The organism is Streptomyces naganishii JCM 4654 (assembly GCF_014650575.1).
Classification (GTDB): Bacteria; Actinomycetota; Actinomycetes; order Streptomycetales; family Streptomycetaceae; genus Streptomyces; species Streptomyces naganishii.
Genome location: NZ_BMVF01000005.1, coordinates 452821 through 472317 on the forward strand (window position 1 = coordinate 452821; position 19497 = coordinate 472317).

General features: G+C 75.1%; 18 protein-coding genes. 13 read left to right on the top strand and 5 right to left on the bottom strand.

From position 1 onward, the window contains the following. Positions 1-336: 336 nt before the first annotated feature. Both IE217_RS12310 and IE217_RS12315 read left to right on the top strand, forming a co-directional pair. Positions 337-2616, top strand: a complete 2280-nt coding sequence (locus IE217_RS12310) for a catalase (protein WP_190177823.1) — start codon at positions 337-339, stop codon at positions 2614-2616. Between the two features lie 202 nt (positions 2617-2818). Next, positions 2819-3346, top strand: a complete 528-nt coding sequence (locus tag IE217_RS12315; RefSeq protein ID WP_190177824.1) for a hypothetical protein — start codon at positions 2819-2821, stop codon at positions 3344-3346. Positions 3347-3357: 11 nt separating this feature from the next. On the opposite strand, the gene IE217_RS12320 is transcribed toward IE217_RS12315, so the two are convergent. Together IE217_RS12320 and IE217_RS12325 are read right to left on the bottom strand one after the other, a co-directional pair. Continuing rightward, positions 3358-4950: a glycerol-3-phosphate dehydrogenase/oxidase gene (locus IE217_RS12320; RefSeq protein WP_190177825.1), complete on the bottom strand. Its 1593-nt coding sequence runs from the start codon at positions 4948-4950 to the stop codon at positions 3358-3360. Next, a complete protein-coding gene (locus IE217_RS12325; protein WP_190177826.1) occupies positions 4947-5576 on the bottom strand; it encodes a TetR/AcrR family transcriptional regulator in 630 nt (209 codons plus the stop codon). The genes IE217_RS12320 and IE217_RS12325 overlap by 4 nt, the downstream gene beginning before the upstream one ends. Before the next feature lie 122 nt (positions 5577-5698). Here IE217_RS12325 and IE217_RS12330 point away from each other — a divergent pair, with 122 nt between their 5' ends. From IE217_RS12330 to IE217_RS12340, 3 genes are all read left to right on the top strand, one after another. Next, positions 5699-7294 (top strand): FAD-binding oxidoreductase, encoded by a 1596-nt coding sequence (locus IE217_RS12330; RefSeq protein ID WP_190177827.1) that lies wholly within the window; start codon positions 5699-5701, stop codon positions 7292-7294. A gap of 226 nt (positions 7295-7520) precedes the next feature. Continuing rightward, positions 7521-8402 (top strand): YegS/Rv2252/BmrU family lipid kinase, encoded by an 882-nt coding sequence (locus IE217_RS12335; protein WP_190177828.1) that lies wholly within the window; start codon positions 7521-7523, stop codon positions 8400-8402. A 23-nt stretch (positions 8403-8425) separates the two neighbouring features. Next, on the top strand, positions 8426-9262 hold the full coding sequence (locus IE217_RS12340) for a hypothetical protein (RefSeq protein ID WP_190177829.1): 837 nt from the start codon (positions 8426-8428) through the stop codon (positions 9260-9262). A gap of 49 nt (positions 9263-9311) precedes the next feature. Here the strand turns inward: IE217_RS12340 and IE217_RS12345 are convergent, their stop codons facing one another. Beyond that, positions 9312-9680, bottom strand: coding sequence for a transglycosylase family protein (locus IE217_RS12345; RefSeq protein ID WP_190177830.1), 369 nt, complete (start codon positions 9678-9680; stop codon positions 9312-9314). A gap of 101 nt (positions 9681-9781) precedes the next feature. Here IE217_RS12345 and IE217_RS12350 point away from each other — a divergent pair, with 101 nt between their 5' ends. The 8 genes from IE217_RS12350 (at position 9782) to hypE (ending at position 18358) form a co-directional block, all read left to right on the top strand. Further along, a complete protein-coding gene (locus IE217_RS12350) occupies positions 9782-10150 on the top strand; it encodes a hypothetical protein (RefSeq protein ID WP_190177831.1) in 369 nt (122 codons plus the stop codon). 66 nt (positions 10151-10216) lie between these two features. Beyond that, positions 10217-11926 carry an enoyl-CoA hydratase-related protein gene (locus tag IE217_RS12355; protein ID WP_190177832.1) on the top strand — a complete coding sequence of 570 codons (1710 nt, stop codon included), beginning with the start codon at positions 10217-10219 and terminating at the stop codon, positions 11924-11926. Beyond that, positions 11923-12519 (top strand): hydrogenase maturation protease, encoded by a 597-nt coding sequence (locus IE217_RS12360; RefSeq protein ID WP_190177833.1) that lies wholly within the window; start codon positions 11923-11925, stop codon positions 12517-12519. Before IE217_RS12355 ends, IE217_RS12360 begins: the two co-directional genes overlap by 4 nt. Positions 12520-12571: 52 nt before the next feature. Next, positions 12572-13348, top strand: a complete 777-nt coding sequence (hypB, locus tag IE217_RS12365; RefSeq protein ID WP_190177834.1) for a hydrogenase nickel incorporation protein HypB — start codon at positions 12572-12574, stop codon at positions 13346-13348. Beyond that, positions 13345-15705, top strand: a complete 2361-nt coding sequence (hypF, locus tag IE217_RS12370) for a carbamoyltransferase HypF (RefSeq protein ID WP_190177835.1) — start codon at positions 13345-13347, stop codon at positions 15703-15705. The genes hypB and hypF overlap by 4 nt, the downstream gene beginning before the upstream one ends. A 46-nt stretch (positions 15706-15751) precedes the next feature. Continuing rightward, positions 15752-16093, top strand: a complete 342-nt coding sequence (locus IE217_RS12375) for a HypC/HybG/HupF family hydrogenase formation chaperone (RefSeq protein WP_190177836.1) — start codon at positions 15752-15754, stop codon at positions 16091-16093. Next, positions 16090-17283, top strand: a complete 1194-nt coding sequence (gene hypD, locus IE217_RS12380) for a hydrogenase formation protein HypD (protein ID WP_190177837.1) — start codon at positions 16090-16092, stop codon at positions 17281-17283. The genes IE217_RS12375 and hypD overlap by 4 nt, the downstream gene beginning before the upstream one ends. Then, positions 17276-18358 (top strand): hydrogenase expression/formation protein HypE, encoded by a 1083-nt coding sequence (hypE, locus tag IE217_RS12385; protein WP_308432718.1) that lies wholly within the window; start codon positions 17276-17278, stop codon positions 18356-18358. The genes hypD and hypE overlap by 8 nt, the downstream gene beginning before the upstream one ends. A gap of 94 nt (positions 18359-18452) precedes the next feature. On the opposite strand, the gene hypA is transcribed toward hypE, so the two are convergent. Beyond that, entirely contained in the window at positions 18453-18812 is a 360-nt protein-coding gene (gene hypA, locus IE217_RS12390) for a hydrogenase maturation nickel metallochaperone HypA (RefSeq protein ID WP_190177838.1), read from the bottom strand. 44 nt (positions 18813-18856) lie between these two features. Next, complete coding sequence (locus IE217_RS12395; protein ID WP_190177839.1) at positions 18857-19456, bottom strand: NifU-related iron-sulfur-binding protein; 600 nt, start codon at positions 19454-19456, stop codon at positions 18857-18859. Positions 19457-19497: the final 41 nt, after the last annotated feature.

Genomic DNA, 19497 nt, shown 5'->3' on the forward strand with positions numbered 1-19497 from the left:
CCCGATCGTGGCTTGAGCGCTCCCGTGTGGGTACGCGTGCCGGGCGGTCGGTACGGCAGGGCGCGAAGGGGAGGGGTGCGTGGTGATGCGGCGGGAGGTCCACCCCTTGGCCGTGCGCCCCATGCGCCGCTGTGCGCACCGTGAGAGATTGACGGGGGCAATGCCCGTTATGGGCGATTCACTCCCTGGTCCGCCGGCAGGAGCCGACGCCCGCCGCGTCGGGCCCCGGGCGGTACGCGGTCCCGCGGTCACCGCCGGTGGGCGGCCACCGGCATTCACGAACAGCACGCGGTCGTGGCGCGCAGCGGTGCGGCCAGAAGCGGAGGAACGGTACTGATGAGCGAGGCCAACCCCATCAAGCAGGCGGCACGGAAGGTCGGCGAGGCGCTGACCGGCGACGGCGCGGGGCCGCCGGAGGGCATCCCCGGCAAGCCCGGCTCCGAGTCGCCGTCCCTGGCGGAACCGACGGACCCGCGCGAGCCGCTGCCGCCCAAGCCCGACCAGTCCGGCCCGGACACCTACTCACCGACGGGGCAGCCGACGGCCGCCGACCAGGCCCGTATGGCCCAGGCCGGGAGCTATCTGACCACCGCCCAGGGCGCCCGGCTGTACGACACCGACCACTCGCTCAAGGCCGGTCCGCGCGGTCCCGTACTGCTGCAGGACCACCACCTGCGCGAGAAGATCATGCACTTCGACCACGAGCGCATCCCCGAGCGCGTGGTCCACGCCCGCGGCGCGGCCGCGCACGGCGTGTTCAAGGCCTACGGCACGGCGTCCTCGGTGACCCGGGCCGCGTTCCTCGCCAAGGACGTCGAAACGCCGGTCTTCGTACGGTTCTCCACGGTGCTGGGATCGCGCGGCTCGGCCGACACGGTGCGCGACACCCGGGGCTTCGCGACCAAGTTCTACACCAGCGAGGGCGTCTTCGACCTGGTCGGGAACAACATCCCGGTGTTCTTCATCCAGGACGCCATCAAGTTCCCCGACATCGTGCACGCCGCCAAGCCGCACCCGGACCGGGAGATCCCGCAGGCGCAGTCGGCGCACGACACCCACTGGGACTTCGTCACCCTGCACACCGAGGCCACCCACCACGTGCTGTGGAACATGTCCGACCGGGGCATCCCGCGCTCGTTCAGGACCATGGAGGGCTTCGGCATCCACACCTTCCGCCTGGTCGACGCGGAGGGGCGGACCACGCTCGTCAAGTGGCACTGGAAGCCGAAGCTCGGCGTGCACTCCCTGGTGTGGGAGGAGGCGCAGATCATCAGCGGCGTCGACCCGGACTTCCACCGGCGCGACCTCGCCGACGCCATCGAGGCCGGCGCCTACCCGGAGTGGGAGCTGGGCATCCAGACCTTCCCCGACACGCCCGAGCAGACCTTCGAGGGCATCGACCTGCTCGACCCGACGAACATCGTCCCCGAGGAACTGGCCCCCGTTCAGCCCATCGGACGGCTGATCCTCAACCGCAACCCGTCGAACTTCTTCGCCGAGACCGAGCAGGTGGCCTTCCACCCCGGCCATCTCGTCCCCGGCATCGACATCACCGACGACCCGCTGCTGTCCGGACGGCTGTTCTCGTACCTCGACACCCAGATCACCCGCCTGGCCGGGCCCAACTTCGGCCAGATCCCGATCAACCGCACGCACGCGCCGGTCAACGACATGCTGCGCGACGGTTTCCACCAGACGGCCGTGCACCGCGGCGTCGCGCCCTACCGGCCCAACTCCCTCGACGGCGGCTGCCCGTTCACCGCCGGCGCGGACATGGGCGCGTACGTCGAGGCGCCGGTGCGGATCCCGGAGGCGAAGAAGGTCCGCGAGGCGCCCGAGACGTTCGCGGACCACTTCAGCCAGCCCCGCAGGTTCTGGCTGAGCATGTCCCCGGTGGAGCGCGAGCACATCATCGGCGCCTACACCTTCGAACTGGGCAAGTGCTACGAGCAGGCGGTCAAGGAACGCGGACTCCAGGTGCTGGCCAACATCGACCCGGAGCTGTGCGCGGAGGTCGCGGCCGGGCTCGGCCTGCCCGCCCCCTCGGCCACCGTGCCCCTGGCCGACGTCGAGCCCAGCCCGGCGCTGTCCCAGGTCGGGCACACCTGGCCCACGGACGGCAGGGTCATCGGCATCGTCGCGGGCCCGGACGGCGACCTCGACGGGGTCCGCGCCGTGCGCGACGCGGTGCTCGCCGGCGGCATGGTCCCGCTCGTCGTCGCGCCGTCCGGCGGGAAGCTGGGCGACGGTGACGGGGCGCTGACCGTGCAGCGCACCTACGTCACCGCGCGGTCGGTGGAGTTCGACGCCGTGCTGCTGGCGGGCGTGCCCGGCGTGGGCGCCGACGCCTACGGGGCCCGCGACGCCAAGGCCGGCCTCGCCACCGCCCAGCAGGCCACGCACGACCCGCGGGTCGGGCTGCTGCTGTCCGAGGCCTTCCGGCACGGCAAGGCGATCGGCGCCTGGAAGGGCGCCGAGGCCGCACTCGAGGCCGCCGGCGTGCCCGTCGACGCGCCCGGCGTGATCGTCGGCGACAGCGGCACGAGCACGCTGGAGCAGGTCACCCGGCTGCTGGGCGCCCACCGCGTCTGGGAGCGCTTCCCCGCGGAGGCCTGAGCGGCGTACACCGAGGCCCGGGTCTCCTCCGAAGGGCACCGCCGCCGTCCACCGGCGTGCGGGATGTGGCCAAGCCCACGCCCTGGAGGAGGCCTGGGCCATATTTTTCCCCCGGGGCCGGGGGCTACCGTTTCACGAATCCTTCTCGTCCTCTGTTTATGTTCCACGTCCTTACCCGTGAACAGCGCGAACGGCCCCGGCAGTGCTCGAAGACCTCTCCCCCCTCATCGCGGCGACCACCCACTGGCTGACCGGCGCGTACCCCGCCTCCGGCGGCGCGCTGGACGCCGCCCTGTGCGAGGTGCAGGCGCGCCAGGCGGTGACGGTGGCGGCCTGGCTGCGCTATCCGACGTCCATGGACGCCGCCCTGGTCGGCATGGCGGGCCCCGGCGGCTCGGCCCGGCTCGACTGGATCGCCGGCGCGGACGGCGCCGGGGCCGGCGACCCGGACACGTACGCCTGGCGCACCTGGGTGGACGAGGTCGTGGCGAGCTGGGCGGCCTGCCTGCTCACCGACCCGGAACTGGCCGGGCGGGCCGTCGCCGCGATCGCGGAGGGCGCCCACACGGCCGGCGTCCCGGTCGAGTTCCGCCGCCTGACGGCGCCCGACGACCGTGACCGCAGCGCGGCGGCCCTGCTGCGCCACCCCGACCTCCTGGCCCCCGTGGCAGGCCTCCACCACGCGGCCCTTGTGACCCACCTGGACCAGGGCTCCGCCCTCGCCGCCTGATCCCCTCACGGTCACCGGGGGTCGAGAGCTGCGCCCAGCACCTCCCGGGCCGTGCGGAGGGCAGCCCCGCGGTCGGCCGGGACCACGCCGATGCGGGTGCGGCGGTCGAGGAGGTCGGACTCGTCGAGGGCGCCCTCGTGGCGTACGGCCCACAGGAGTTCGGCCCGTGTGACAGGGTGGCCCTCGATCACCGGCTCACCCAGCCACGGGTCCCGGACGCCCAGGGCGTGGACGGCCGGCGCCTCGGTGCCGTAGCGGCGGATCAGGCGGCGCGGCGCCGGCAGCGACGCGAGGACGTCCGGCGACGCGGCCCCGACCAGGGGCAGGGAAGCCGTGGTGGAAGGCCCCGCGGCCAGGCGGTGCGCGGCGACCGCGGCGTCGACCGCGTCCTCGGCCATCCGCCGGTAGGTGGTGAGCTTGCCGCCGACCACCGTGATCACGCCCTGCGCGGAGGTGAGCACCGCGTGCCGCCGCGAGATGTCGGCGGTACGCGGCCCGGAACCGTCCCCCGGACCGGTGTCCAGCAGCGGGCGCAGGCCCGCGAACGCGCCCACCACGTCGTCGCGGTGCACCGGCACGTCCAGCGCGGAGCCCAGCACGTCCAGCAGGAAGCCGATGTCGCTCTCGGGCACCTCGGGCACGTCGGGGATCTTCCCCTCGACGGGCTCGTCGGTGAGCCCGACGTAGACCCGGCCGTCGCCCTGCGGCAGGACGAGGACGAAGCGGTTGCTCTCGCCGGGGACCGGGATGTGCAGCCCGGTGGGCAGGTCGCCGAGGTGGTCGGCCCGCAGGACGAGATGGGTGCCGCGGGAGGGCCGGATGCGGATGCCCTCGACCAGGCCGCCCGCCCACACCCCGGAGGCGTTGATCACCGCGCGCGCCCTGATCTCGCCCTCCTCGCCCGTCAGTTCGTCACGGACGCGGGCGCCGGAGGCGGTCAGTTCCAGGGCCCGTACGCGGGTGAGGATCCGCGCGCCGTGCGCGGCCGCGGTGCGGGCGACGGCGGTGACCAGGCGGGCGTCGTCGGTGAGGCGGCCGTCCCAGGACAGCAGCCCCCCGCGCAGTGCGGTGCCGCGCAGGCCCGGCACCAGGTGCCGGGTCTCCACGGCGGACAGTCGGCGCGGCGCGGGCAGCGTGGCCCGCGCGGTGCGTGCCGCCAGGCGCAGCCCGTCGCCCGCGCGGAACCCCGCCCAGGCGAGCGCGGCCTGGGCGCGGGAGACCAGCGGCGTCAGGGGCAGGACGAACGGCTGGGCGCCGACCAGGTGCACAGCCGTGCGCTCCATCAGGATCCCGCGCTCGACCGCGCTCTCGTGGGCGACGTCGAGCTGCCCGGAGGCGAGGTAGCGCAGGCCGCCGTGGATGAGCTTGGAGCTCCAGCGGGAGGTGCCGAAGGCCAGGTCGTGGGCGTCGACGGCGGCGACGCTCAGCCCGCGCGCGGCGGCGTCGAGGGCGACGCCGGCGCCGGTCGCGCCGAGCCCGACGACCAGGACGTCCACGGCCGGGGCGCCGACGGTGCGGGCCAGCTCGCGCGTGCGCCGCGCGGCGTCCAGCGAGGAGAAGGGGACCGGGTCCCCTCCGGTGGCGTTGCGGCTGCCGGGGTTCATGGCGTCAGGGTCCTCTCCAGAAGGGTGCGCAGTTCGGCGAGGAAGGCCTCGTCGTCCAGCTCGGGGTCGTCCGAGTCGGTCATGGTGCGCAGCGAGAGCGTGAAGGACTGCACGACCAGCAGCAGCGACCGCGCCTGCCGCGCGGGGTGCCCGGCGCGCACCGATCCGTCGGCGTGCCCCTCGCGCAGCGCCTCTTCGAGCAGCGCGAGCAGCGCCTCCTGGCTGGCCCCGCGCCGGTCCAGTACGTAGGGGAGGAGCAGCTCGGGGTCCACGTCGACGATCTTGCGGAAGAGCGGATGGGCGCGGAAGGCGGCCACCCCGGCCACGAGGCCGTCGACGATCAGCGGCCGCAGGGGCGTGCCCGGCACCCGCTCCGGCATCGCGGCGGTGGCCACCCCGACCCACTCCCGGGTCATCAGATCGCCGACCAGGGACCGTACGTCGGGCCAGCGCCGGTAGAGCGTCATCCGGGACACGCCCGCGCGCCGGGCCACGTCCGTGAGGGTCGTGCGGCGCACGCCCACGGCCAGGACGCAGTCGCGGACCGCGTCGAGGATGGGGTCGTGCACCGGGCTGCGGTCCGGGACGTCCGGGTCGGCCGAGGTGTTGTGACGAATAGGCGCCATGTGTAACAGTGTAACGGCCGGTGGGGCGGCGCACACGGCCCTCCCCGGAAACGGCCGCCGCGGGACGACGGCCCGAGCGGGACACGGCACCCTTCGGAACACGACCGGTGAGGAACACACCCATGGACATGCTGTGGAGCGGCTGGGGCGACCCGGCGCAGGCCACACCGCTGCCCGAGACGGTGATCGGACTGCTGCGCGACCTGCTCGGCGTCAAGCCCGCGGCGACCGCACCGGTGACGCTGGACGAGATCCCCGTACCCGAGTCCCCGCTGACCGGCGAGGCGCTCGCCGCGCTGGCCGGCGCCGTGGGCGACGAGGCGCACGTACGGACCGACGCCGAGACCCGGATCCGGCACACCCGCGGCAAGTCCACCCCCGACCTCCTGCGCATCCGCGGCGGCGACGTCACCGACGTACCCGCGGCCGTGGTCCTGCCCGCGAGCCACGACGACGTGCTCGCCGTCCTGCGCGCCTGCGCGGCCCACGGCCTCGCGCTCGTCCCCTTCGGCGGCGGCACCTCCGTCGTCGGCGGCCTCGCCCCCGAGCGGCGCCGCCCGTTCGTCGCGCTCGACCTGCGCCGCATGGACGGCCTGCTCGCCCTCGACCCCGTCTCGCGCACCGCCACCCTCCAGCCCGGCCTGCGCGCCCCGCACGCCGAGGCCCTGCTGGCCGAACACGGCTTCACCCTCGGCCACTTCCCCCAGTCCTACGAGTGGGCCACCATCGGAGGCTTCGCCGCCGCCCGCTCCTCCGGGCAGGCGTCCGCGGGGTACGGGCGGTTCGACGAGATGGTCCTCGGCTTCACCCTCGCCACACCCGAGGGCACCCTGGAGGCCGGCCGCGCCCCGCGCTCGGCGGCCGGACCCGACCTGCGCCAGCTGGTCCTCGGCTCGGAGGGCGCCTTCGGCGTCATCACCTCGGTGACCGTCCGGCTGCGCCCCCTGCCGCGGACGCGGGTCTACGAGGGCTGGCGGTTCGCCTCCTTCGAGGAGGGCACCGCGGCCCTGCGCCGGCTGGCCCAGGACGGCCCGCGCCCTACCGTGCTGCGCCTGTCCGACGAGACCGAGACCCTGATCGGCCTCGCCCAGCCCGACGCCATCGGCGCGCCGGACGCCCCGGAGAGCGCGGGCTGCCAGGCGATCGCCGGATACGAGGGCACCGCCGAGGACGTGGCCCACCGCCGGGAGCTGGCCGCGGCCGTCCTGCGCGAGTGCGGCGGCACGTACGTCGGCGAGGAGCCCGGCGAGCGCTGGGCCCACGGCCGTTACTCGGCGCCGTACCTGCGCGACGCGCTCCTCGACGCGGGCGCCTTCGCCGAGACCCTGGAGACCGCCGCCTTCTGGTCGCGCGTGCCCGAGCTGTACGCCGCCGTCCGCGAGGCGCTCACCACCACGCTCACCGAGGCCGGCACCCCGCCGCTGGTGATGTGCCACATCTCCCACGTCTACGAGAACGGCGCCTCGCTGTACTTCACCGTGGTCTCGGCCCAGGGCGAGGACCCGGTCGCGCACTGGGCGCCCGTCAAGCGGGCCGCCGGCGAGGCCATCCTCGCCGCGGGCGGCACCATCAGCCACCATCACGGCGTGGGCACCGACCACCGCGACTGGTACGTACGGGAGGCCGGCCCGCTCGGCGTCGAGGCCCTGCGCGCGGTCAAGCGCCGGCTCGACCCGGCCGGACTGCTCAACCCCGGCGTACTGCTGCCGTCCGACTGAACCCGCGCACGCCCCCACGGAGGACCGGCACCCGGCGGCGCGCTCACCGCCGCCGGGGCCGCGCCCTACCATCGTGGCCGCGTCCTCTCCCTGGGGCCACGCCCTCTCGCAGGGGACCGCATCCTCTCGCTGGGGCGGGCGTCCTGCCGTCGGGCCGCGCCCACCCCGCACCTTCGCCGTCCCGCCGTCGCCCTCACCCCTACCCGCCCCGCCCGGAGGCCCACCGATGCGACAGTTCACCGCGATCGTCAACCCCACCGCGGGCGGCTCCGCGGGCGCCGCGGCCCTGCTGCGGGTGGCGCGGCTGCTGCGGGAGGCGGGCGCCCGGCTGGACACCGAGTACAGCCGCAGCCTCGCCCACGCCCAGGAACTCGCCCGGCGGGCCGGCGAGGACGGCCGGGTCGTGCTCGCGGTGGGCGGCGACGGCATCGCCGGGGGCATCGGCGGCGCGCTCAGCGGCACCGGCACGCTGCTCGGCCTGGTCCCGGCCGGGCGGGGCAACGACTTCGCCCGCGCCCTCGGCCTGCCCACCGAACCGGCCGCGCTGGCCCGCGTGCTGCTCGACCACGCCCCGCGCATGGTCGACACCATCGAGGTGGAATCGGCCGTCCACCCGCGCACGGTGGTCCTCGGCAGCGTCTACGCGGGCGTCGACGCGCTCGCCAACCGGCACGCCAACCGGTCGCGGCTGCTGCGCGGCTCCGCCTCCTACTACGCGGGCGGGCTGCGCGCCGTGGCCACGTGGCGCGCGGCCACCTTCCACGTCACCGTCGACGGAGAGAAGCACACCCACCGCGGCTACACGGTCGTGGCCGCCAACTCGGCGTACTACGGCTCCGGCCGCATGATCGCCCCCGGCGCCCGCCTCGACGACGGCCTGCTCGACGTGGTGGTGATCCCCGAGGCGCCGCGCAGGCTCTTCTTCACCATGATGAACGAGCTGAAGACGGGCGCCCACGTGGCCCGTCCCGAGGTGCGCGTGCTGCGGGGCAGGGAGATCACGGTCGAGGCCGACCGCGCGGTTCCCTACGGCGCCGACGGCGAGGTGGACGCCGTACTCCCCGTCAAGGCCCGGGTGCTGCCGGGGGCGCTCGCCGTGCTGACCTGAACCGCTGCTGTCAGCATGGACGCGTGGCTCTCGTTCCGGGCGTGGTGTGGCAGGCGGGACCCGTTCGCAGGGCCCTGGGCGCCGGCCTCGCCGCCGGTGTCTTCTTCGCCGCCTTCGTACTGATCGAGTCGGCGTCGTGGGTGGCCGCGGCCGCGGTCGTCGTGGTGCTCACGCCCCTGTACGGCATCAGGACCGCCCGCCGCCTGGGCCGCGCCTGGCCCGGCGCCCGGGAACTCGCCCCGGACGACCGGGCGGCGGTGGTGCGCGCCACCCGGCGCGGCGAGCCGGTCGGCGACCCTCGCCTGGCGCCCGCCGTCCTCGGCTACGCCGAGGGACTGCGCCGGGTCTGCGCGCAGGACCGGCTCCACCGGTGGGTGGTCGTGGCGATCTGCGTCCTGTCGGCGGCCCTCGCGGTGAGCGACACCCTGACCGGGTCGGCCGGGGAGACGACCGCGTCCTGGATCCTGTTCGCCCTCTGCCTGCTGGACCTCACCTGGTATCCGAGGCGTCGGGCCCTCCTCATGGAGCGCGCCGCGCGAGCCGAGACCGCAGCCCGCGCAACCCGCCGCCCCGGCCCACCGGACGGACCGGAGGCCGGCGACGGACCGGACGGACCGCGGGCCGACGACCGATCGGATGGGCCGCAGACCGGTGACGGACCGGACGGACCGGGGGCCGGCGACGGACCGGATGGGCCGCGGACCGGCGACCGACCGGACGGACCGCGGACCTGCCACCCACCGGATGGGCCGGATGTCCGCCGTCCGGACGGCCCGCAAGTCGCGCGTCCGGACGGCCCGCAAGTCGCACGACCGGACGGGCCGCAGGTCCGCCGGCCGGACGGACCGGGGCGGACGTAGCCGCCCACCTCCCGGCGGCGTCAGGCCGTCCGCCTCGGGTGCCGCCCTTTCAGGCGCAGCCCCAGGCCGACATTCCCTGGAGCGTGGCCAGCCGTCTGGCCACCGCGATCTGCTCCGCGCGGCTGGCGAGGTCGGCGCGGGGGGCGTACTTCAGTCCGCCCGCCGCGATCCAGCTGGCCTGGGCGAACTGGAGCCCCCCGTAGTAACCGTTGCCGGTGTTGGCCTTCCAGTTGCCGCCGGACTCGCAGGCGGCGATGGTGTCCCAGTCGGTGCCGTATCCGCCCGAGGGGAGGGCGGTCGCCGCCGGTGCGCAGGCCAGTGCGGCGGTGGTCGCCGCGGCCAGCAGGACCCCGCGCACAGCCTCACTGCGGCGGGGGTGAGGGCCCGGGGCGCTGTCGTTGCTCTGTTGCCAGATCATGTGCAGACTGTTACATCATATAAGCGGAACGTAGCGAGGCGACGCGCCGGGTGGCGCAACGAATCGGCTCGCGGGGCGGACGAATCGGGTAGGCCTCGCCCATGACCCTCAAGAGTCCCGCCCAGCGCGGCGGCCCCCAGCGCGGCCGCTTCGAACAGCTGGCCGAGTACGCCTCCAACTTCACCAGCTCACCGCTGTTCTTCCTGATCTGCCTGGTCCTCGTCGGCTTCTTCGTCGCCGTCCACGCGGCCCACCTGGACGTGGAGTTGCTGCTGCTCGCCGGCGAGTCCATGACCGCCGTGACCCTGCTCCTGCTCGCCCTGCTGAAGAACTCCGAGATGCGCGCCGAGCACGCCATCCAACGCAAACTCGACGCCATCGCCATGGCGCTGCTGGAGATGAACAAGGACAGGCCGGGCCAGGCCTTCCAGGATTTGCGCGATTCGATCCGGATGGAGGAAGAGACCTGACCGAGTGTGGCGAAACGCCGCCGGGGTCCTTCCCGGCTCCCGCGGGAGCGGCCACTATGCCGCGTCATGGACATTCTGCTCGTCGTCAGCGCGTTCAACAGCCTGTCCCAACGTGTCTACGCCGAACTGTCCGACCACGGTCACCGGGTGGACGTCGTCCTCGCCGCCCACGGCCCCGACGCCGTCCGCGCCGCCGTCGCCGGGACGCGCCCCGAGCTGATCATCGCCCCGATGCTCAAGACGGCCCTGCCGGAGGACATCTGGCGCGAGCACACCTGCCTCATCGTGCACCCCGGCCCTCCGGGGGACCGCGGCCCCTCGTCCCTGGACTGGGCCATCGCCGAGCAGGCCGGCCACTGGGGCGTCACGGTGCTCCAGGCCGAGGCCGCCATGGACGCCGGCGACATCTGGGCGTCCGCCGCGTTCCCCACCGCGCCCGTGGGCAAGAGCGACCTCTACCGCAACGAGGCCTCCGACGCCGCCCTCGCCGCCGTGCTCCAGGCGGTGCGCCGGTACGCGGACGGCGCGTTCAAGCCGCGCCCGCAGAGCGACTCCTCCCTCCACGTCGTCTGGCGCGACCCCCTGCGCCAGCAGCGGCGGCGCATCGACTGGGACCGGGACGACACCGAGACCGTGCTGCGCAAACTGCGCGGCGCCGACTCCCAGCCCGGCGTGCTCGACGAACTGCTCGGCCGGGAGGTCTTCCTGCACGGCGGCCACCCGGAGGACGAACTGCGCGGACGCCCCGGCGAACTGCTCGCCACCCGGGCCCAGGCCGTGTGCCGGGCCACCCGCGACGGCGCGGTGTGGATCCCCGAACTCAGACCGCGCAAGAACTCCGGCGACCCCGCGCCGTTCAAGCGCCCGGCCACCTCCGTGCTCGGCCCGCTCGGCCTCCCCGAATCGCCCGTCCCCCTGGAACTCCCGCCCGGCAGAAGGACGTTCAGCGACATCCGCTACCGGCAGCAGGGCGACGCCGGCTTCCTGACCTTCTCCTTCCCCGGCGGCGCGATGAGCACCGGCCAGTGCCGCAGACTGCTCGCCGCCTACCGGTACGCGCTCACCCGCCCCACCTCGGTCCTGGTCCTCGGCGGCGCCCGCGACTTCTTCTCCAACGGCATCCACCTGAACGTCATCGAGGCCGCCCCCGACCCGGCCGCCGAGTCGTGGACCAACCTCAACGCCATCGACGACGTCGTCGAGGCCGTGCTGCGCACCACCGACCGGCTGGTCGTCGCCGCGCTCGGCGGCAACGCGGCCGCGGGCGGCGTCATGATGGCGCTCGCCGCCGACGAGGTGTGGTGCCGCACCGGCGCCGTCCTCAACCCGCACTACCGCAGGATGGGGTTGTACGGCTCCGAGTTCTGGACCCACAGCCTCCCGCGCCGGGTGGGCGCGGCCACCGCCGAGCGGCTGACCACCGAGGCCCTCCCCGTCAGCGCCGGCACCGCCGCCTCACTCGGCCTGGTGGACCGTCTGGTGCCCGTGCCCGCCGCCGACTTCACCGCAGAGGTGGCCCGCCTCGCCGCCGAACTCGCCGGCGCCCCCGACCTCGGCCGGCGCATCGAGGCCAAGGCGGCGGCCCGCGAGCGCGACGAGGCCGCACGCCCCCTCGCCGCCTGCCGCGAGGCCGAACTCGCCCGTATGCGGGCCATCTTCTTCGACCCGGACGCTCCCTACCACGCGCTGCGCTCGGCGTTCGTCCGCAAGGTCCCGAGCGGCTCCGCCCGCCCCCTGGACCCGGCCCCCGACCCGCTCGCCGGAGGCGTCCGATGACGCCGCCGCCCACCCGGCTGCTGGTCGCGGGCGTCGGGAACGTCTTCCTCGCCGACGACGCCTTCGGACCGGAGGTGATCCGCGCACTGCAGGACCGTCCGCTGCCGGCCGGCGCGCGCGTGCGCGACTTCGGCATCCGCGGCCTCGACCTCGCCTACGAACTGCTCGACGGCTACGACACCGCCGTACTCGTCGACGCCTGCCGGCGCGGCCTGCGCCCGGGCACCCTGTCCCTGGTCGAGGCCGAGCCCCCCGGCCCCGGGGCCGGCGCTGCCCCGCCCGAGGCCCACGGCATGGACCCGGCCAAGGTGCTGGCCCTGGCCGCCCACCTCGGCGACGGGCCGCTGCCCCGCGTACTGGTCCTCGCCTGCGAACCCCAGCGGCTGCCGAGCGGCGAGGACGACATCGCGCCCGGGCTCAGCGACCCGGTGCGCGAAGCCGTCGCCCGGGCCGTCACGTCCCTGCACACGATCGTCCCCGCACTGCTCGCCGACCCCGCGGCCGCCGACCCGTTGGGCCGCCCGGAGGAATCGGCCCCGCCGCTCACGGCTGCGCTCCCGCACCTGGAGGCCGGCGCGGCCGAAGATCGGTGACGCACCCGCGTCCGCCTTCCCCCTCTTCCAGCCGACCCCGAGGAGCAGCGCCATGTGCCGGTCCGTCGACGTCAAGCAGGCCGTCCTCGCGAAGAACGACGACCTGGCCGCCGCGCTCCGCGCCGACCTGGCCGATCAGGGCGTGGCGGTGGTCAACCTGCTGTCCAGCCCCGGCAGCGGCAAGACCGAACTCCTCGGCCGGGTACTGGCCCACGCGGTCGCCACGGGCGTACCGGCGGCCGCGCTCACCGCCGACCTCGCCACCGAGAACGACGCCCGGCGCCTGGCCCGGTCGGGCGCGTCGGTGCGGCAGGTGCTCACCGACGGACTCTGTCACCTGGAGGCGCGGCAGGTGCGCGCCCACCTGGAGGACTGGCTGCCGGAGGACACCGAGGTGCTGTTCGTGGAGAACGTCGGCAACCTCGTCTGTCCGGCCTCCTACGACCTCGGCGAAACCCTGCGGATCGTGCTGATGGCGGTCACCGAGGGCGAGGACAAGCCGCTCAAGTACCCGACCGCCTTCGGCTCCGCCCACCTCGTCGTCCTCACCAAGACCGACCTGGCCGCACCGGCCGGCTTCGACGAGGACGCCTTCACCGCCAACGTGCGCCGGGTCAACCCCGGGGTGGAGATCGTACGGTCCTGCGCCCGCACCGGCGACGGTGTCGCCGCCGTACTCGACCGGGCGCTCGCCGCCCGCGACGGCGCCCCCCAGCACCACCCTCCGCTCGCACCCCACCCCCACAGCCACGACCACGACGACGCTCACGGGGACGGCGCCGGCCACACCCACACCCATCCCCACCCGGCGTCCGTGCCCGCCTCATGACCGCGCCCGCCACCGGCACGGTGCGCCGCCGGCTCACCGTGCACGGCACGGTCCAGGGCGTCGGCTTCCGGCCGTACGTGCACCGCCTGGCCGCCGACCTGGCGCTGGCCGGCTTCGTCAGCAACACCGCGAGCGGGGTGCTCATCGAGGTCGAGGGGCCGCCCGACGGCGTCCTGCGGTTCTGCGACCGCCTCGCCCAGCAGCCGCCGCCCCTGGCCGCCGTGACCGGCATCGGCCACGAGGACCTCCCGGCCACCGGCACCACCGACCCGTTCGCCATCCGCCCCTCCGCGCACTCCACGGGCCGCACCCAGCTCCCGCCCGACACCGCGACCTGCGCCGACTGCCTGCGCGAACTGGCCGACCCCGCCGACCGCAGGCACCGTCACCCCTTCATCACCTGCACCCACTGCGGCCCCCGCTTCACCATCGCCACGGCCATGCCCTACGACCGTCCGGCCACCACCATGGCCGGCTTCCCCCTCTGCCCCGCCTGCGCCCGCGAGTACGCCGACCCCGCCGACCGGCGCTTCCACGCCCAGCCCGTGGCCTGCCCCGACTGCGGCCCGCGCCTGCGCCTGGTGCCCGCCCCCGGCAGCGGCACCCGGCCCGCGAGGGACGGCGAGGCCCTGGCGGCCGCCCGGGCGCTGCTCGCCGCCGGAGGCGTCGTCGCCGTCAAGGGCGTCGGCGGCTACCACCTGGCCTGCGACGCCACCGACGCGCGCGCGGTGGCCACGCTGCGCGCGCGCAAGGAGCGCGGCGGCAAGGCCTTCGCGGTGATGTGCCGCGACCTCGGCACGGTGCGGCAGATCGCCGACCCCACCGCACGCGAGGAGGCGGTGCTCACCGGTCCCCGGCGGCCCATCGTGCTGCTGCGCCGCACCACCCGGCCCGGCGCCCTGCGCCTCGCCGCCCAGGTGTGCCCCGGCAGCCCCCACGTCGGCGTGCTGTTGCCGTACACCCCCGTGCACACCCTGCTGCTCGGGCTGCCCGGAGACCCGCCGGGCCCCCGCGTGCTGGTGATGACCAGCGGCAACCGCTCGGGCGAGCCCATCGTCACCGACGACGACGAGGCGCTGACCCGGCTCGCCGCAATCGCCGACGCCTGGCTCACCCACGACCGGCCCATCGCCTGCCCGTGCGACGACTCCGTGCTCAAGGTGCGACCCGACGGCACCGAACAGCTCCTGCGCCGCTCCCGCGGCTACGTGCCCCGCCCCTTGCGCCTGCCCGTCCCCGTGCGCCCGGCGCTCGCGGTGGGCGGCGACCTGAAGAACGCGCCCTGCCTCGGCGAGGGCGACCTGGCCTGGTTCGGGCCGCACATCGGCGACATGGGCGACCTCGCCACCCTCGAAGCCGCCCGGCGCGCCGAACGGCACCTGCTGCGCCTGACCGGCGTCACCCCCGAACTGGTCGCCGCCGACCGGCACCCCGGCTACCACTGCGCCCGCCGGGCCCGCGAGCGGGCCGCCGGACTCCCGGTTGGCGAGCCGGTGCTCGTCCAGCACCACCACGCCCACATCGCCTCCGCCATGGCCGAGCACGGCCTGGAGGGCACCACGCCCGTCATCGGCGTCGCCTTCGACGGCACCGGATACGGCGACGACGGCACCGTCTGGGGCGGCGAGGTCCTGCTCGCCGACTACACCGGCCACCGGCGCTTCGCCCGGCTCACCCCCGCCCCGCTGCCCGGCGGCGACGCGGGCGTGGCCAACCCCTGCCGGCTCGCCCTGGCCCGGCTGTGGGCCGCCGGCCTGCCCTGGGACCCCGGCCTGCCCAGTGTCGCCGCCTGCGCACCGGAGGAACTGACGGTATTGCGGCGGCAGTTGGAGCGCGGACTGGCGTGCGTGCAGACCTCCAGCGCGGGCCGGCTCTTCGACGCCGTGTCCTCCCTCGTGGGCGTGTGCCACCGCGCGGGCTACGAGGCCCAGGCCGCCCTCGAACTGGAGGCGGCCGCCACCGAGGCACAGGACGCGGACTCGGCGGCGTACCCCTTCGGGTTCACCGGCGGACCCGGCCCGCTGGACTGCGACCCCGCGCCCATGCTGCGCGCGCTCCTGGCCGACCAGCGGCGCGGCACCCCCGCGCCCGTCCTCGCCGCGCGCTTCCACCGGGGCCTGGCGCACGCCGTGGCGGAGATCTGCCGGCGGGCCCGCGCGGCGACCGGGCTGACCACCGTCGTCCTCAGCGGCGGCGTCTTCGCCAACGGCCTGCTGGAGGAGGAGTGCGCCGCGCTGCTCGCCGCGGACGGCCTGACCGTGCTGCGGCACGGCGAAGTACCGGCGAACGACGGCGGCCTGGCCCTCGGCCAGCTCGTCGTCGCGGCGCACACACCGCGCCACGCCCCCACCGGCTGACCCGAACCGGCCCTCCCGGGCCGTCCAACACCCAATGGAGTGACCCATGTGTTTGGCAGTGCCCGGCAAAGTCGTGTCCATCGACCACCGCGCCGACCCCCTCACCGGGCTGATCGACTTCGGCGGAGTGCAGAAACAGGCGTGTCTGGAGTACCTGCCCGACCTCCGGGTGGGGGAGTACGTGATCGTCCACGTCGGGTTCGCCCTGCAGCGGCTGGACGAGGCGTCCGCCCGGGCGTCCCTGGAGCTGTTCGAGCAACTGGGGCTGCTGGAGGAGGAGTTCGGCGACGCATGGCGCCAGGCCGCCGAACAGGCCGGGGAGGCCGGGGACACGGCCCCGCTCAGCCCCGGGTCCGCGCACGACAAGAGCGGGAGTGAGACACGGTGAAGTACATCGACGAGTTCAACGACCCCCAGCTGGCCCGGCGGCTGCTGGACGAGATCCGCGCCACGGTCACCCGGCCGTGGGCGCTGATGGAGGTCTGCGGCGGCCAGACCCACTCGATCATCCGGCACGGGATCGACCAACTGCTCCCCGAGGAAGTGGAGTTGATCCACGGGCCGGGATGTCCGGTGTGCGTGACCCCGCTCGAGGTCATCGACAAGGCACTGGACATCGCCGCCCGCCCCGACGTGATCTTCTGCTCCTTCGGGGACATGCTGCGCGTGCCCGGCACCGACCGGGACCTGTTCCGGGTCAAGGGCGAGGGCGGCGACGTACGGGTGGTGTACTCCCCGCTGGACGCGCTGCGGCTGGCGCGCGAGAACCCCGGCCGGCAGGTGGTGTTCTTCGCCATCGGCTTCGAGACCACCGCGCCCGCCAACGCCATGGCCGTGCACCAGGCCCGCCGGCTGGGCCTGGACAACTTCAGCCTCCTGGTCTCCCACGTGCGGGTGCCACCGGCCGTCGAGGCCATCATGACCGCGCCCGCCTGTCGCGTGCAGGGCTTCCTGGCCGCCGGGCACGTGTGCAGCGTGATGGGCACCTCCGAGTACCCCGAACTGGCCGAACGGCACCGCGTCCCCATCGTGGTCACCGGCTTCGAACCGCTGGACATCCTCGAGGGCATCCGCCGCGCCGTCCACCAGCTGGAGCGCGGCGAGCACCGGGTGGAGAACGCCTACCCGCGCGCGGTGCGCGAGGCCGGCAACCCGGCCGCCCTGCGCATGCTGGAGGAGGTGTTCGAGGTCGCCGATCGCTCCTGGCGCGGCATCGGGCGCATCCCCGCCAGCGGCTGGCGGCTGTCCGACGCCTACCGCGACTACGACGCCGAGCACCGCTTCGACGTCGCCGGCATCCGCACCGAGGAACCCGCCGTCTGCCGCGCGGGCGAAGTCCTCCAGGGCCTGATCAAGCCCACCGAGTGCGCCGCCTTCGGCACCACCTGCACCCCGCGCAACCCGCTCGGCGCCACCATGGTCTCCAGCGAGGGCGCCTGCGCGGCCTACTACCTGTACCGCCGGATGAACGGCCAGGCGCCGCAAGGGGTTTCCGCCCCGCAGGGCGCCACGGCCGACCAGGGCGCCCCCGCGCGGGGCTCCCGCATCCCGCAGGAGGAGATGAACCCCATTGGCTGAACTCGCTTCCGCGCCGGCCGAGACGCCCGTCGACCCCGCCAACTGGACCTGCCCCGCCCCCTTGCGCGACCAGCCGGTCGTGGTGATGGGGCACGGCGGAGGCGGCGCCCTGTCCGCCGAGCTGATCCACGACGTCTTCGCCGCGGCCTACGGCAACCCCACCCTCGCCGCCATGGGCGACTCCGCCGTCCTCCACCTCGGCGGCGCCCGCCTGGCGTTCTCCACCGACTCCTACGTCGTACGCCCGCTGTTCTTCCCCGGCGGCAGCCTCGGTGACCTCGCGGTCAACGGGACCGTCAACGACCTGGCGATGAGCGGCGCCCGGCCGGCCTACCTCTCCGCCGCCTTCGTCCTGGAGGAGGGCGTGGAGCTGAGCGTCGTCGACCGGGTCGCCCGCGCGATGGGCGCCGCGGCCGAGGCGGCCGGCGTCACCGTCGCCACCGGCGACACCAAGGTGGTGGAGGCCGGACACGGCGACGGCGTCTACGTCACCACCGCCGGCATCGGCCTCGTGCCCGAAGGGGTGGACATCCGCCCTCAGCGGGCCCGTCCCGGTGACGCCGTCATCGTCAGCGGCCCCATCGGCCTGCACGGCGTGGCCGTGATGAGCGTCCGCGAGGGACTGGAGTTCGGCGTCGGCATCTCCAGCGACACCGCGCCGCTGGCCGACCTGGTCGCCGCCATGCTCGCCGTCACCCCGGACATCCACGTACTGCGCGACCCCACCCGGGGCGGCCTCGCGGCCTCCCTCAACGAGATCGCCCGCGCCTCCGGCACCGGCGTACGGCTGCGCGAGCGCGCGATCCCCGTCCCGGACGCGGTCGTCAGCGCCTGCGGATTCCTCGGCCTCGACCCGCTCTACGTCGCCAACGAGGGCCGCCTGGTCGCCTTCGTGCCGCCCACCGAGGCCGAGGCCGTCCTGGCCGCGATGCGGGCCCACCCGCACGGCGGCGGAGCGGCCCTCATCGGGGAGTGCGTCGCCGAACACCCCGGCATGGTCGTGGTCGCCACCGCCCTCGGCGGCACCCGCGTGGTCGATCTGCCGCTCGGGGAGCAACTGCCCCGCATCTGCTGACCGTTCGTGGCGCGCGCTCACGCGACGACCCCGCCGGTGCTCGGGCACCGGCGGGGTCGCGCTCTTCCGGGGCCGACCTGGGCCCGACGGCCCGTCAGGTGGGCGCATCCGCCGCGGCGTCGATCCCGGTGATCTCCAACTCCCGGCCGCAGCGCAGCTCCTGGGAGGGGCGGTCACACCGCGGGCACCAGAAGAACGGAGGCATGCCCACCGCGAACTCCTCACCGCAGGGGCCGCAGTACGCCAGCGCGGTGACCTGCTCCACCACGAGCCGGGCGCCGGCCAGCGCGGTGCCCTCCCGCGCCACCTCGAAGGCGAAGTCCAGCGCGTCGGGCACCACCCCGGACAGCTCGCCCACCCGCACCCTCACCGCCGATACCGCCCTCGTGCCGTCGGCGCGGGCGAGGTTGTCCGCGTGCTCCACGATCGCCTCGGCGATCGACAACTCGTGCACGGGCTACCTCCGTCCGTCCGGCCGCGCGAAATCGCACACGGCACTCACCGTGCCTCCTGCGCACGGCCCGCACCCCGGAGCGCCAGCGTCTCCAGAGGTACGAACGCCGGGGCCGCCCGCCGCTCGGCCGGGCTCGACAGCACCTCCACCGACGCCAGTTCCGGCGCGGCGGCGAGCACCGCCGCACGGACCGCCTCGGTGACGTCCACGGACCCGCTGCCGCAGCCCGAGCCGCACCCGCCGCCCGTGGCGGTCACCCGCACCCGCGCCACCTGCCCGTCCACGCCGGCCCACTCCAGGTCGCCCCCGCGCTCGCGCACGGCGGGCCGCAGCCGCTCCACCGCACGCGCCGCCCGGTGTTCCGCCGAGTCGGGGTGAATCGCGTGCAACACCAGCAGATGGCCGAGGAGTTCGTCCTCCGCCAGCCGCCCGGCCAGCTCGTCGTCCGCCCGGTCGAGCACCCGGGCCAGCGCCTCACCGTATACCTCCGTGAGCAGTCCCACCGCCTCCAGCGCGGCGCGCACGCTCGGTCCCGGCGCGTCCTCCAGCCCCGCCAGCACCTCGTCCACGCGGGCGAGCCGCGCCTCGACGTCCGGGTCCGCCAGCCGGCTCCCGCTGTCCCTGTCCGTGGTGGTGTCAGGCATGGGTTTGGGGGCCGTAGGTGGGGGTGTGGAGGGTGGTGAGG